Annotated in this window: 12 protein-coding genes, 2 pseudogenes and 1 riboswitch; of the genes and pseudogenes, 5 read left to right on the forward strand and 9 right to left on the reverse strand. The window is 57.5% G+C overall.

Annotation, left to right across the window (positions count from 1 at the left end; genetic code table 11):
* The 6 genes and pseudogenes from C3Y91_RS35975 to C3Y91_RS36000 all read right to left on the reverse strand — a co-directional run.
* Window positions 1–330, reverse strand: a pseudogene (locus C3Y91_RS35975) (thiazole synthase); the annotation flags it as partial.
* A 3-nt stretch (window positions 331–333) separates the two neighbouring features.
* Window positions 334–531 (reverse strand): sulfur carrier protein ThiS, encoded by a 198-nt coding sequence (thiS, locus tag C3Y91_RS35980; protein WP_077987983.1) that lies wholly within the window; start codon window positions 529–531, stop codon window positions 334–336.
* On the reverse strand, window positions 528–1502 hold the full coding sequence (gene thiO / locus C3Y91_RS35985; RefSeq protein WP_077987982.1) for a glycine oxidase ThiO: 975 nt from the start codon (window positions 1500–1502) through the stop codon (window positions 528–530). The genes thiS and thiO overlap by 4 nt, the downstream gene beginning before the upstream one ends.
* A 1-nt stretch (window position 1503) precedes the next feature.
* Window positions 1504–3327 carry a phosphomethylpyrimidine synthase ThiC gene (gene thiC, locus C3Y91_RS35990; protein WP_168576382.1) on the reverse strand — a complete coding sequence of 608 codons (1824 nt, stop codon included), beginning with the start codon at window positions 3325–3327 and terminating at the stop codon, window positions 1504–1506.
* A 93-nt stretch (window positions 3328–3420) separates the two neighbouring features.
* A riboswitch (TPP riboswitch) is annotated at window positions 3421–3532 on the reverse strand.
* A 220-nt stretch (window positions 3533–3752) separates the two neighbouring features.
* Window positions 3753–4463 carry a hypothetical protein gene (locus C3Y91_RS35995; protein WP_094231141.1) on the reverse strand — a complete coding sequence of 237 codons (711 nt, stop codon included), beginning with the start codon at window positions 4461–4463 and terminating at the stop codon, window positions 3753–3755.
* A 409-nt stretch (window positions 4464–4872) separates the two neighbouring features.
* The gene (locus C3Y91_RS36000; protein WP_168576383.1) at window positions 4873–5184 is read right to left on the reverse strand and encodes a hypothetical protein; all 312 of its coding nucleotides are present in this window, start codon (window positions 5182–5184) and stop codon (window positions 4873–4875) included.
* 207 nt (window positions 5185–5391) lie between these two features.
* On the opposite strand from C3Y91_RS36000, the pseudogene C3Y91_RS36005 reads away from it, so the two are divergent.
* The 4 genes and pseudogenes from C3Y91_RS36005 to C3Y91_RS36020 all read left to right on the forward strand — a co-directional run.
* Window positions 5392–5603 (forward strand): annotated as a pseudogene (locus C3Y91_RS36005) (IS5/IS1182 family transposase); the annotation flags it as partial.
* Between the two features lie 964 nt (window positions 5604–6567).
* Window positions 6568–7497 (forward strand): sugar ABC transporter substrate-binding protein, encoded by a 930-nt coding sequence (locus C3Y91_RS36010; RefSeq protein ID WP_012759469.1) that lies wholly within the window; start codon window positions 6568–6570, stop codon window positions 7495–7497.
* Window positions 7498–8059: 562 nt separating this feature from the next.
* Entirely contained in the window at window positions 8060–8293 is a 234-nt protein-coding gene (locus C3Y91_RS36015) for a helix-turn-helix domain-containing protein (RefSeq protein ID WP_026242471.1), read from the forward strand.
* Between the two features lie 389 nt (window positions 8294–8682).
* A complete protein-coding gene (locus C3Y91_RS36020; RefSeq protein ID WP_131603375.1) occupies window positions 8683–9633 on the forward strand; it encodes a PLP-dependent cysteine synthase family protein in 951 nt (316 codons plus the stop codon).
* Window positions 9634–10006: 373 nt separating this feature from the next.
* Here the strand turns inward: C3Y91_RS36020 and C3Y91_RS36025 are convergent, their stop codons facing one another.
* Window positions 10007–10258 (reverse strand): Lrp/AsnC ligand binding domain-containing protein, encoded by a 252-nt coding sequence (locus C3Y91_RS36025; RefSeq protein ID WP_245500564.1) that lies wholly within the window; start codon window positions 10256–10258, stop codon window positions 10007–10009.
* A 343-nt stretch (window positions 10259–10601) separates the two neighbouring features.
* On the opposite strand from C3Y91_RS36025, the gene C3Y91_RS36030 reads away from it, so the two are divergent.
* The gene (locus C3Y91_RS36030) at window positions 10602–11027 is read left to right on the forward strand and encodes an ACT domain-containing protein (protein ID WP_168299485.1); all 426 of its coding nucleotides are present in this window, start codon (window positions 10602–10604) and stop codon (window positions 11025–11027) included.
* A 370-nt stretch (window positions 11028–11397) separates the two neighbouring features.
* Here C3Y91_RS36030 and C3Y91_RS36035 read toward each other — a convergent pair whose 3' ends face one another.
* Window positions 11398–11793, reverse strand: coding sequence for a hypothetical protein (locus C3Y91_RS36035; RefSeq protein ID WP_246726389.1), 396 nt, complete (start codon window positions 11791–11793; stop codon window positions 11398–11400).
* Window positions 11794–12146: 353 nt separating this feature from the next.
* Window positions 12147–12674 carry a DUF2971 domain-containing protein gene (locus tag C3Y91_RS36040; protein ID WP_168576384.1) on the reverse strand — a complete coding sequence of 176 codons (528 nt, stop codon included), beginning with the start codon at window positions 12672–12674 and terminating at the stop codon, window positions 12147–12149.
* Between the last annotated feature and the right edge of the window lie 280 nt (window positions 12675–12954).

A 12954-nucleotide genomic window follows, 5' to 3' on the forward strand; every position in this document is an offset into this window, starting at 1 on the left:
GACATCCGGCTGTAGCGTATCATGGTTGCCGATGACCTCGAGCTTGATCCAGTCGGTGGCGAATAGCTCGCGTGCCATCCTTGCGGTCAGCACCGCTTCCCCGACGCTGTGGCAACCTGCAGTGTTGGGAAGGATACGAACGCCGAGTGCGCGGATCATCTCGAAGAAGGCGCCGCCAGTGCGGCCGCCAGACATCTCACGACGGAGCGAGACGGTGACTATTTCCGTCGCCGATTGCCTGACAGCCTCGGAGAGGACGGCAGGAGAGGGGTATCGCGCTGTGCCGAGCAGCAGACGGGAGTTTATTTCGGATCCATAAAGCATCAGCATCCGTCAGCCTCCTTGCATCGGCGACAGGATTTCGATCCTGTCATTGTCGTTGAGCGAACGATTGAACCGGTCTTCGCGATGGACCAGCTCACCGTTGACGGCTGTCGCCAGCCAGTCACCCTCGTATTCCATCAGGACTAAAAGCTCCGACAGCGTCTCAGCCGCGACATCCTGGGCCTCGCCATTAACGATCACTTTCATGAGGCATTCCTTCCCGTGGTATGTTGGTTGAAGACAAGTTCAGCCGCCTCGGCCGCCATGGCTGGCGCGAGCAGAAAGCCGTGACGGTAGAGGCCGTTGAGCGAGATCACCTTTCCCTGATGGCTTGCACGTGGAAGATTGTCCGGAAAGGCTGGGCGGATTCCGACACCCGTTTCGATTATGGTTGCATCGGCAAAGGCCGGAAATAGCGTGTATGCAGCGTTGAGCAGTTCCATCAGTGAACGGGCGACAATAGGCCCGTCGAATTCCGTCTCGATCATCGTCGCGCCGACCATGAACAGACCGTCTCCACGCGGGACGATGTAGACGGGGAAACGCGGATGGAGCAGGCGGACCGGCCGGGAGAGATCCACGTCAAAGCTTTTAAGGTAAAGCATTTCGCCGCGGACGCCGCGTAACTCCTTGGCCTCGCCGATCTGCGCAGCGCCCGTGCAATCGACGACACTGTCGAAGCTCTCCTCATGCGAGCTCTCGCCCACGAAGGTGACCCCCTGAACCGTCAGCTTGGTGCGCAGCAGAGTCAAAACTCGCCGGGGATCGAGATGGGCTTCGCGGCGAAAGAACAGCCCGTGCCGGAACCGCCCGGCAAGGGAGGGTTCCAGCGCCGCGATCGCCGGCTCTTCCAGCCATTCATAACCCGTCGTGCGGCAGGCAAAGCGTCGCAGTTCACCAAGATCGCGAGCAGAGGCGACCACGAGCGTTCCGTTTCGTCGCACCTCTCCCGGCACAATTGCCTCCCATTTGTCGGCGGCGGTGAGACCGCGCATGAGTACCGCAACATCAGCACTCTCCCGCTCGCACCAGGGCGCCAACATTCCGCCCGCGAGCCACGAAGCAGCACGCAGGAAACCGTCATATGGATCGAGCACAGTGACCTCGGCATCTCGAGCGCGCAGTTCATGCGCCACCGTCAGGCCGGCAACGCCGGCCCCTTTGACAAGAACACGCATCTCATTCGCTCGTTTGCTGCAGGGTTTCTACCGGCATATAGAGGCCGCCGCCCTCGCGATAACGTGCCGCCATCGCCTCCAGTCCCTCCTTCTGCGCTTCGGCGCGGATATCGTGCGAGATGCGCATCGAGCAGAATTTCGGTCCGCACATGGAGCAGAAATGCGCGACCTTGTGCGCCTCCTTCGGCAGCGTCTCGTCGTGGAAGCTGCGGGCGGTTTCGGGGTCCAGCGAGAGGTTGAACTGATCCTCCCAGCGGAATTCGAAACGGGCACGCGAGAGCGCGTCATCGCGCAGCTGTGCCGCCGGATGCCCCTTGGCGAGATCGGCGGCGTGAGCCGCTATCTTGTAGGTGATGACGCCTACCTTCACGTCGTTGCGGTCGGGAAGCCCCAGATGCTCCTTGGGCGTGACGTAGCAGAGCATCGCCGTGCCGAACCAGCCGATCATCGCTGCGCCTATCCCAGAGGTGATGTGATCGTAACCCGGCGCGATATCGGTCGTCAGCGGCCCGAGCGTGTAGAAAGGCGCCTCGCCGCAGACTTCGAGCTGCTTGTCCATGTTCTCCTTGATCTTGTGCATCGGCACATGGCCGGGGCCTTCGATCATCACCTGGCAGTCTTTCGCCCAGGCGACCTTGGTCAGCTCTCCCAGTGTTTCCAGTTCGGCGAACTGCGCCGCATCATTCGCGTCAGCGATCGAGCCGGGGCGCAGGCCATCGCCGAGCGAGAAGGAGACGTCATAGGCGCGGCAGATGTCGCAGATCTCCTCGAAATGCTCGTAGAGGAAGCTTTCGCGGTGATGACGGAGACACCACTTCGCCATGATCGAACCGCCGCGCGAAACAATGCCGGTCACCCGGTTGACGGTGAGCGGGATGTAGTGAAGCCGCACGCCGGCATGGATGGTGAAATAATCGACGCCCTGTTCGGCCTGTTCGATCAGCGTGTCGCGATACACCTCCCAGGTCAGGTTCTCGGCAATGCCATCGACCTTCTCCAGCGCCTGATAGAGCGGCACGGTACCGATCGGCACGGGCGAATTGCGGATGATCCATTCGCGGATGTTGTGGATGTTGCGGCCGGTGGAGAGATCCATGACGGTATCGGCGCCCCAGCGGGCCGCCCAGACCATCTTCTCAACCTCCTCCGCCATCGATGAGGTGACGGCGGAGTTGCCGATATTGGCGTTGATCTTCACCAGAAAATTGCGGCCGATGATCATCGGTTCGGCTTCCGGATGGTTGATGTTGGCGGGGATGATCGCCCGACCCGCCGCCACTTCCTGCCGGACGAATTCCGCCGTCACATGGTCGGGAATGTGGGCGCCGAAACTTTCGCCGTCGCGGACTATGGCGTCCGCCTGCGCCTTGCGGCCGAGGTTTTCGCGGATGGCTATGAATTCCATCTCGGGCGTGATGATGCCGGCGCGCGCATAAGAGAGCTGGGTGACTGCACTGCCATCCTTTGCGCGCAGCGGCTGGCGCAGCGCGGGGAATTCGGGCGTCAGCCTTTCGCCGCTGGCAAAGTTGTCTTCGGGACGGACATGGCGGCCCTTATAGGCCTCGACGTCGCCGCGGGCGAGAACCCAGTCACGTCGCAGTGAGGGCAGCCCCTGTTCGATACGGATCTCGGTGCCCTCGATCGTATAGGGGCCGGACGAGTCGTAGACGACAACGGGCGGCTCGCCCGATGTCGGATGCAGGCTGATTTCGCGCATCGGCACGCAAATGTCGGGATGGATGTCCCCCCGACTGTAGATCTTCCTGGATGCCGGCAAGGGGCCGGTGGTGACGGTTGGGGTGATATTCTTTGCGGCGATGTTCATGGTTTGAGGCTCCAAGTTTGAGTTTGGAGACCCAGTCCTCAGCCGGAATGATGGAAAGACGCCGGCACGGATTCCACGCGTGAATCCGAAACCTCTCGAGCGCTTGCACCGTCCCTACGCCAGTATGAACTGGATCAGGTTCAACGGGTCACTGCGCGCGATAGCAGTATCTCAGCCCCTTGCCGGGACCCCCCTGGTGAATGCCAAAAAGGGTAGAGGCTTGCCGAGGGGACTGTCAAGCGACAATCTGCGACGGCTTGGGGTCAGGTTACACTCAGGCTATCGTGCTTGGTCGCCGCGATCAAACGAATCGACAAGTCAGTCGCCCGACCGGCACGCTTCCGCAAGGCAGGCGCTTTTGTCGCATGCAGTGGCTGTCGATTTTTATCCCGCGCAGTTCAGCAAGTATGCTGAGTACCGAAGCGCTATTGAGAAAGCAGGCGCGGAACTGGAAAGTCTAGTACTTTGTCCGTGTAGCTTTCGACCAAGGCGCTAAACGGCGTGCCGTCTCGAAGTTTCAGTATGGCACGATGTTCGAGCAGGAACGGCGGCAGGCTGAGGGAACTTGTTTCATGCGCTGTTAAGCCCTCCATGTCCCAGCCTTCGGATAGAGGGGACCAGAGCAACTTGGCAGACAGGTTTGTGCGAGTGAAATTAAGAGCCTGAACGGCTCTGCCAAACGCGATATCGCTGGTCTTCAAAGCCTGATTCATCTCTGCAGTTAATTTTGCGGGTACATACCAATTGTCGGCTTCCGACAAGACGCGGTCGCCGCAGACCAGGCGGACGCGGCGATAAGCGATCAGCTCACCGGGTCCGACGGTCAGAAGTTCACGGATGTGCTCATCGGCCGGCTTGTCTTGCCCGCCCACACGCTGAGCTACAATCTTAGAACCTTCCGGTGCGAGCTTGTGCGCGGCGCACCAGCGATCAAGGGTCAACGTAGCACTAGCGTTACTCAGGAGATTGGCATTCAAGGTCTGAAGGACCGCAAGCGCTTCCACTCGAGATGTCGGCGAGTTCAGCCACTGAGACCCTATAGACGGTTCTTGCGCAATTGCGATCTGGGTGCCCAGGACGATGGCAGTCGCTGCAAGTGCGGCGATGCGAATGCGTTTCGAAGAACAAAATGACACGGAGAACGAATCCTTTCTGCAGTAAATTTGATGGGCGAACCCTGCGCGTCAAATTTCCTTGATTTTGGCAGGCGAGCGCGCGTTGTCAGCGTATTTGATGCCAGCAGCAAGATTTGAACTGCGCCTTGCGGGTACCGTTTAACGGTCGGGTTCCCGATAGACTTTCATACCATCTTCCGATGTTCCTGCCGTGCTGGTTCACACCTGTTGAAGCCTGTGTGCCCGAGCCGTCCTTTGCTTGCGTCGCATCAAGGTCGTCCATGATATCCTCCATCCGCTCGCCGACCTGTTGTTGGAGTTTGCAAGCGTCGGCGACTGAGCCGATGCTTCCATCCTGGAATATGGAAACTCGATAGACGTGGATTTCAAAGGAGGAACGTGGCGGCCGGTCCAAATTCTCCCAATTCACTTAACGGTTTAGCGCCTTTGTCGTCCTCTCGCTCGTTGCGGGATGTTCATACAGCTGGATCGGATAGAATAGGTAGCAACCGAAAGCAAAATCCAGGAGCAATTGTTCGAAAAAGGTCTTCTTCGTCGACGCAGAGCCCTCCTGCCGGTCGAGTGATAATTGTAGACTAGGCAGCGACACGCCGTCGATGGTTGCCAACCGCAGATGCGAGTAGCCAAGGCGCTTGTCTGATTTCTTTTGGTGATCCATGTCGTCGTGCTCCTTGTGCAAGCCTCCCGACGATGACGTCGCCGGCAAGATTTCAGCATTCATGGGAAAGAATCTTCCTGTTGCACTGTCGTAACTCATCATAACAGGACACTTGATGAAAACGGCAAGCAACGCAATAGATGTGTCGGATATATTTCAAAGTATATCGTTTCCAATTTGGCAGATCTTACTCTCTATTGCGAGAAACCCGTGAGTATGGAATATATTATTGTATATATTTCTATATATATCGCATTTCGTGTCTTTGGCGGCCGCGTGAAATGGCAACTCTCTAACGGCTACGCAAACGCTCGCTGGTCGAAACGGCAATCGGGCGATAAAAGTCCATCATCGGGCGGCGTCTGCGGGCGAGGTCGCGGCCTGGTCAGCAGACCGAAGGCGTCATCGGCTGCGCCGTTCTCAATCGCATGCTTGACTGCGCACGCCCGAAATTCGTCCGCCGCAAGGCACCCTCGGCATGATCAGCCGTTTCAAAGATCCCCATCCGTTCAATTCCAGATCTGTGCACTAACGCCCGCGGTCGTCGCCGATCGCATTTGTAGAGTTTGCTGTCTCAATGCATCACTTCTTCTCGGAGCTTAACGCGGCCGCAGAGAGGAACGCGCGGAAGTCGACCGTCGATTCAAGGAGTCGGACGCTGACGCTGACAGGGTCCCCATGGCAGGGGTACGGCCGTCAGCATTCGGTTGAGAATTCGGGCCATGATCGTTTTTACCCCTCGTGTATTTGCACAAACTATGGCCAGCGATTGGACATGGTCATGAAATAAAATTGCATCGACAAGTGCAGATGACATGTCGTCGCCAACGACCTCTCCGGAGAGGTCTGCGCCGGAGCCAGGAGGTCTGCGAGGGCGAGTGTAGAGTTGCCGCCTCGACCGGTCCAGTTCAGCGACTGCCCGGTCCATTGCGGCGGCGCCGCTCTTGTTAATCTCTCCTGCCATCGGGTTCGATATTCCTGAAAAAATCCGGGGACTGATGGGGGTTCTCTCATTCACGACGACGATTCTTTCAAGAATGAGAGACTTCACAAACAACGATGAATGGACCTCAAAGTGAAATAGATAGAAGCTTACCAAAACTGCGTCACGTTGCCTCGCGATCACGCGAGAGCTGACGAAGAGATTGGACAATATGGCATGTGTCGGCTTTGCATCATTGTGGTGCCATCTGTGAAAGACGCTCGACATTGGCGCTGTTGAAGACTGCGCACTTAAGTCATCAAATCAGGCACCAAAAAATTTGGGGTTCGCGCGAGTCAACGTAGCGGCGAAGGAGAGGCTAGTCGTCAGCATCGAGATGGTCTTGATATCTTATGGAGATGTTCGGCCTTTTTCTGGCGGCCCTGGTAAATGTTTTCGGCCAGCGTGCTGAAAACCCGGCGTGAGGAGGGTGCAGCCGGGCACCGCTTTGTGGAGGAAGTAAAATGAAAAAGTTTATCCTGGGCACTGCGATGGCGCTCGTCATGTCGACGGCGGCTCACGCGGAAACTGTCGGCGTCTCGATGGCGAAATTCGACGACAATTTCTTGACGGTTCTGCGCAACGGCATGACCGATTATGCAAAGACACTGAGCGGTGTGACGCTGCAGGTCGAAGACGCACAGAACGACGTTTCCAAGCAGCAGAGCCAGATCCAGAATTTCATCGCCTCCAAGGTCGATGCGATCATCGTCAACCCTGTCGATACCGATGCGACTACGGCAATGTCGAAGCTCGCGGCCGATGCCGGCATCCCGCTGGTTTACGTCAACCGCCAGCCGGTCAACGTCGACACGCTGCCGGACAAGCAGGCCTTCGTCGCATCCAACGAACAGGAATCCGGCACGCTGGAAACCAAGGAAATCTGCCGCATTCTCGGCGGCAAGGGCAAGGCCGTCGTCATCATGGGCGAGCTTTCCAACCAGGCTGCGCGCATGCGGACGCAGGACATCCATGACGTCATCAAGACGGATGAATGCAAGGGCCTGGAGATCGTCGAAGAGCAGACGGCCAACTGGGACCGCACCCAGGGCGCCGACCTGATGACCAACTGGCTCTCCAGCGGCATCGAATTCGACGCCGTGATCGCCAACAACGACGAAATGGCGATCGGCGCCATCCAGGCGCTGAAGGCGGCGGGCAAGGATATGACCAAGGTCGTGGTCGGCGGTGTCGACGCCACGCAGGACGCGCTTGCCGCCATGCAGGCGGGTGATCTCGACGTCACGGTGTTCCAGGATGCCGCCGGCCAGGGCAAGGGCTCGCTCGATGCAGCGCTCAAGCTCGCCAAGGGCGAAAAGATCGAGAAGAAGGTCTACATTCCCTTCCAGCTCGTGACGCCCGCCAACGTCAAGGACTTCGTCACCAAGAACTGAGGGCGAACGCCAAACAGGATGCGGGCTTTGTCCGCATCCTCTTTTCGGGCGCTCGAAGTTCCTCAAATCCTTAAAGATGAACGACCCTTGAGCTCAGGGTGCGCTTGATCCCCAAGCGCCGTTCTCAGGCGATCTCTTCAAGACGACGGCCGATCAACAGCGCCCGGCAGGTTTCTCACAGGCTCTGGCCGAATCTGCGGGCCATGAGCGTATCGCGCCGAGGCAACTCTCGAGTTGTTTGTCCATCGTTCTCCGCTTGGGAATGATCAGCGCATCACTCCCTACGAGCTTCCCTACCGGGGCGAACGCTCCTGCCAGATCGGAAGCTACTTGTCGCCGTCGTGAGTGTGCGCCGCAGTTGGGGGCTTGGGTTACCTCTCGTCGGCTGCTACGCAAGGGTTGTCCGCCCTTCATCGCGTCAGACCTGTACTCCGCTGCACAAACTGATAGAAAGTGCGCCCGCGGAATTCGAAGAAACTGTCCGTTGCCGGACGCGGTCGGCAGCGGTGGAACTAGAAAACGGATGCACGTTTTCCGGCTGCCAAAAGGAGCCTTAATCGACATGAACATGGTCTCGAAGATTGCGAAATCCCCAGTTGCCCCGTCCGTTGGCGCTCTGCTTGCAGAAGCTCGCCTGGCTCGCGGCTATTCGCTGGACGACGTCGCAGAAACCACTGGTCTGACTGTGGCAGAGGTGACGGCTCTGGAGAATGACGCGGATTTCGACGCATCGAGGATCCGAAGGACTGCATCCGCTCTAGGGATTCTAGAAAAGATATGCGATGCGCCGCGCTGACATCGTTGAACAGCTTTTTCCACGGCTCTACCTCCTCAAGGAAGGTGGGTGCAGCAACTCACGGGTCGCGCCTCAATGGGATGCTGTTCAACTCGGGCACAGTTTTCAAGGGTAGGGCAGGGAACCTCGGCTGTGATGTTCGACAACCAGCTGACTCTTCAAGGGGAATGGCGTGGCTGGCGCCGTTCTTCCGCTCGCAAATTCGGCATCATCGCGTGCAGCTCGATTCCAAGGTTCAGCAGTCTCTTGGGAAACTTCGTGGGAATCCGCTGTATGATCTCCTTGGGTGTTTTGCATCGGTTTGACGCCCATCGAAAACTCAACACGCGGTTCACCCGGGTGGCTTGCCCAATAGACGCTAGACGATCAACCGGAAGGACAAATAAAACATGCAACTGAGCCCCCCGCCCCCCGTCGAGTCAGCGCTCAACGCTATTGGCAATACACCGGTCATACGCCTGCGTCGCGTCGTACCGGACGGGAGCGCTCAAGTCTTTGTGAAGCTCGAGTATTTCAACCCGACAGGCTCGTATAAAGACCGCATGGCAAAATCCATCATAGAAGAGGCTGAGCGCCGCGGAGATTTGAAGCCAGGAATGACAGTAGTCGAGGCGAGTGGGGGAAGCACGGGGTCCTCGCTCGCCTTCGTTTGCGCAGTGAAAGGCTATCATTTCATTGTGGCTTCTTCCAACGCCTTTGCCATGGAGAAGTTGCGTACCATGCGCAGCTTTGGCGCAACCGTTGATCTGATCCACAGCCCGTCCGGCGAAATCTCGGCCGATCTGATTCCGTCTATGATCCGTCACGCCCAGGAGGTCTCCAGCCGATCAGACTGCTATTATTCGGACCAGTTTAACAACCGTGACGCCTTGATTGGCTATGAGGAAATCGGCCATGAGTTGGTCAAACAATTTCCAGACGGTATCGACGCCTTCTGTGGCGCAGTTGGTGTGGCCGGAATGACAATGGGCGTGGCAAGGATTCTGAAGTCGCGCTCAGCGACGGTTCGGATCGTGGTTCTGGAGCCGGCCTCTTCACCCGTCATATCGAAAGGTTGGGCCGGAACCCACCACGTCGAGGGCATAGGGGTAGGCTTCGTTCCGCCTTTGCTCAATCAAGATCTCTATGACGAAGCGCGCAGCATTCCGGAAGAGGAAGCACGCGCTATGTGTCACCGATTGGCACGGGAGGAAGGATTGTTGGTCGGCACGTCCACGGGGCTCAATGTTACTGCGGCGATTCGTTTGGCCAAGGAGTTGGGGCAGGGTAAGACGGTCGTCACGGTCGCGAGCGACACCGGTCTAAAGTACATGAACGGGAAGCTTTTTGCAGATGCCTGACAACGGTCGAGCGACGGCCGGGACGACGCTGGACCTTCGGTTGAATTGGAACCCACGCGACACAACGGTTGGCCCCGGCCTCTAGGCAAACGCGCCCTCGTTGTATCGGTAGCGCAGTTTTTGGGAGCATCCTGTCAACGGGGCAGGCAAGGTTCATGATCGTGCCCAGACTCTGCCACGACGATCGCCAATCTAAACGGCGTCGAAGCCCAAGCCTGGCTTGCCAACCTTCTTGCCTGCGTTGCCGATGTGTCCGTCAGAAAGCTGATCAGCTGCTTCGGTCGAACTGGTAATCGACTCATTGAACTCTTAGACGGCATAGTCTGCGGCCCTGACGACGGCTTACGGCCTAACATTGTCGCATGAGTGATTTTTACTCCGACCCCGACGCAGGAGCCACCCTGTTGCCTGCCGCGACACTAAGGGATGCCGGCGCTGTCGAGAGGTAACGGACCGTTGGATTCATGGGGCGCATCGCGAAAGATGTCCGGATTACGCCAATTGCGGGAAGAGCGAGTAACGCGATCAGAACCGTTGCTTCATACGTAGCCACGTCGGGAATCACTACCTCGAGCAAGAAATCATGGTCTCCCGAGACGAGGTGACATGCTATTACTTCGGGCATGGAGAGGACGGCCTCTCAGAAGAGTCAGCATTGTCGCGCGAGTGTCGTGCGGCCCAATTGGGGTAGGCCGGCGCGGATGACCGCGGACGATCAAGACCGCCTGCCTTTTCCTCAGGCGCTCTAATATGTTGCGGGACCGCCGAAGGCGTAATCCGAAGTACTTTGCCGCCCGCTCAAAGCTTGCGTTGCGAAGGACTGCGACGAATGCCTCAAGTTGAAATCGATCCAACGTCGTCAATCTGCCTTATGCCAGTTAAGGAAATCTCGTTTGTTCGCGCCCAATTCCCGTCTTAGACAATGAACACCCAAGACATCATGATGATAGGCAGAGGAGACCGCTAAAATGACTATAGTGTCGCGAGACAAGTTCGAAATGCTGTCGAACATGACGCCCTCGCTCAAAGACGGCGAGTATGTGTTCTGCTCGATACCCAATGGAGGGAGCAAAGTCCACAATCTGAATCCGATTGGGACATTTCACGAAAGAGAAGGTTTGACAGTCATCCTTGAGAAAGGAGAGGCGCACGAAGCGGGGTTCGAAACTTCACTTGCGATGCGCCAGATCACCCTCAATGTGAATTCTGCGCTCGATGGCGTCGGCCTTACGGCGGGCGTTGCTGCCTCTCTCGCAGAAGCTGGCATACCGTGCAACATGGTGGCAGCATATCACCACGACCACATCTTTGTTCCGGCGGGCCTAGCTGATCGAGCATTGCATCTGCTGGAAACGCTGCAACGCGAGTCCGCGCGGGCGATGCGCAAATGTTGACGAACAGGAATCCCCGCACATAGCCGGCGAAGCGTTACTAACTTCGCGGGCAATCGGCAGCACGAGCAGACCTGGGCGTTCCTCGCCGAGGCTCCATCGCGATCAACCGAGAAGATCGTCGATACGGGCGATTATTGTTTTGGCGAAAGCCGTTCGCAATCGCCTGACGCGGGCAACACATCGAGTTTTTAAAGGGAGCATGACGAGGGACAATGTCGGCCGAGTTAGGGCACTCCACGATCTTTGGAATACGGGTAACGTAGAGATGTGCGATCAAATTTGAGGATGCCAACTGATCGAGGTCACGCGGATCAACGATATCTACTCAGGTTCTCTACAAACGGATTTGGGCATCCCAACACCAACTCGCTTAATCGCCCTTCCGCACGTCAATCTTCCCATCCACCATGATCTTTAGCGCTCGGATCATGCCGGCGAGGTTGAGCAGAACGCCCTCGACTTCGTCGTTATTCGCAGCAGCCTCTGTCATCAACGCAGCGATCTCAAGGTCCCCCATCGCAACATAATTTCCGCGGCTGGGGCGAGTGCCGGTTTCCAGGCGCATCTCCCCCACCATTCTTACCGCGCGTTCGACTAGGCGGCGGTATTCGTCAGTGCTCAGTTTGTCGACCTCGTTGGCCGCCCGGGTGAGTTCAGAGATAAAGTCGGCAGTGTAGGACATTTGCAGATGGTTTGCCGATGGGTAGGACCTGTCAATGTTCGCCAGAAAGGCCGGGGTGTTTGCCGGGTTCCTCGCGGCCTGCATCGGTCTTACCGAGGTTACCGAATAGCTTTAAATATTGCGCGGTATTAAGTGAACATTGTGGCCGAATGCCGCGATAATGCGACGCACCGACAATCCGCGGGCGGGGCCATCCGCAAAGGCATAGCCGGCGCTGCCGGTCGCCCAGACGATCCTAGACCCCTCCATCCCGCCGTGACCGGCGCGCTGGTCTTTCACAAACGCCAAGGAGACGACGATGACCCTTCATCAGTGGTTATCGCCCTGCTGAAATTCGACGTGCGACGACGTTGTCGATCGCGGTGCCGTTGAACAATCATCTCTTGTCACTCTAGTCCGGAAAGTCATCTCGCAGGTTGAACGACAGGTCGTAGGTCTCAATGGCCGGGGCGGCGGTCATGATCTCGAATCCGAATAGTTTTGATTGCTCTTTCAACCACTCCATTTCCGAGAACCGGGAGCCAGCAAAGACGCTGGTCACCGATCTCGGCAATTCTCGTCCTGTTCTCGTACGTGTCTCTATTTGGCCGCTTCATATAAATAACCGAGCCGAATTGAACGGGTATGAGCAGACCGCGAGAGGTAAGCCTCGCCACGTCCGCATCGATCTCGATAACAGCCCCGCGATGGCTATCAGCATAATGAGACCACATCAGGCCGTTGTCATAAGTGCGAGTGAAGCTTGCGACCGCGCATTGTCCCCACGTGGTGTCGGCATTTCTTGCCATCTCCTCTCCAGTCACATAGGTGTCGAAGAGAGTGTTCATGCCTTTGGGATAGGCAGACTGAAGCACGCGCGGCTGATCGAAAGGATCGTTAAAATCAATCGGCCGTGTAAACCCGATCCGGTGGCTTTCGATAATGCCGCGAAGCGCGGTGAGGGAGACATATTTATATACAATCAAATCAGAACTCCTAAATAATCGTTTGGCTCATATGGCACTGCCACGGGGCGAGTGAGTGATCACTGTATGTTTGCTGGCGCTCTCGTCACGCGCGAATGTGGCCAATGGTTCCATTTCGTCAAGGCGCGCACTCGCGGGACTTCTGCTACTGATCGCGACCTCACTGCAGGCAAGCATTCGGCAAGCGTTTCCGGGCACCTCTACTGCGCGACGGATCTCCGCGCATAGTTCAGTCTCCGGACGATCCTTGATGCGCAACTGCACCAGCTTGACGCCAAGC

It is taken from the genome of Rhizobium ruizarguesonis (genome assembly GCF_012349115.1).
GTDB lineage: Bacteria > Pseudomonadota > Alphaproteobacteria > Rhizobiales > Rhizobiaceae > Rhizobium > Rhizobium ruizarguesonis.

Coding starts and splice junctions, on each gene's coding strand:
- thiS (WP_077987983.1), bottom strand. CDS start 531: ATGAAAGTGATCGTTAATGGCGAGGCCCAGGATGTCGCGGCTGAGACG.
- thiO (WP_077987982.1), bottom strand. CDS start 1,502: ATGCGTGTTCTTGTCAAAGGGGCCGGCGTTGCCGGCCTGACGGTGGCG.
- thiC (WP_168576382.1), bottom strand. CDS start 3,327: ATGAACATCGCCGCAAAGAATATCACCCCAACCGTCACCACCGGCCCC.
- C3Y91_RS36000 (WP_168576383.1), bottom strand. CDS start 5,184: ATGAATGCTGAAATCTTGCCGGCGACGTCATCGTCGGGAGGCTTGCAC.
- C3Y91_RS36010 (WP_012759469.1), top strand. CDS start 6,568: ATGAAAAAGTTTATCCTGGGCACTGCGATGGCGCTCGTCATGTCGACG.
- C3Y91_RS36015 (WP_026242471.1), top strand. CDS start 8,060: ATGAACATGGTCTCGAAGATTGCGAAATCCCCAGTTGCCCCGTCCGTT.
- C3Y91_RS36020 (WP_131603375.1), top strand. CDS start 8,683: ATGCAACTGAGCCCCCCGCCCCCCGTCGAGTCAGCGCTCAACGCTATT.
- C3Y91_RS36025 (WP_245500564.1), bottom strand. CDS start 10,258: ATGCCCGAAGTAATAGCATGTCACCTCGTCTCGGGAGACCATGATTTC.
- C3Y91_RS36030 (WP_168299485.1), top strand. CDS start 10,602: ATGACTATAGTGTCGCGAGACAAGTTCGAAATGCTGTCGAACATGACG.
- C3Y91_RS36035 (WP_246726389.1), bottom strand. CDS start 11,793: ATGCAGGCCGCGAGGAACCCGGCAAACACCCCGGCCTTTCTGGCGAAC.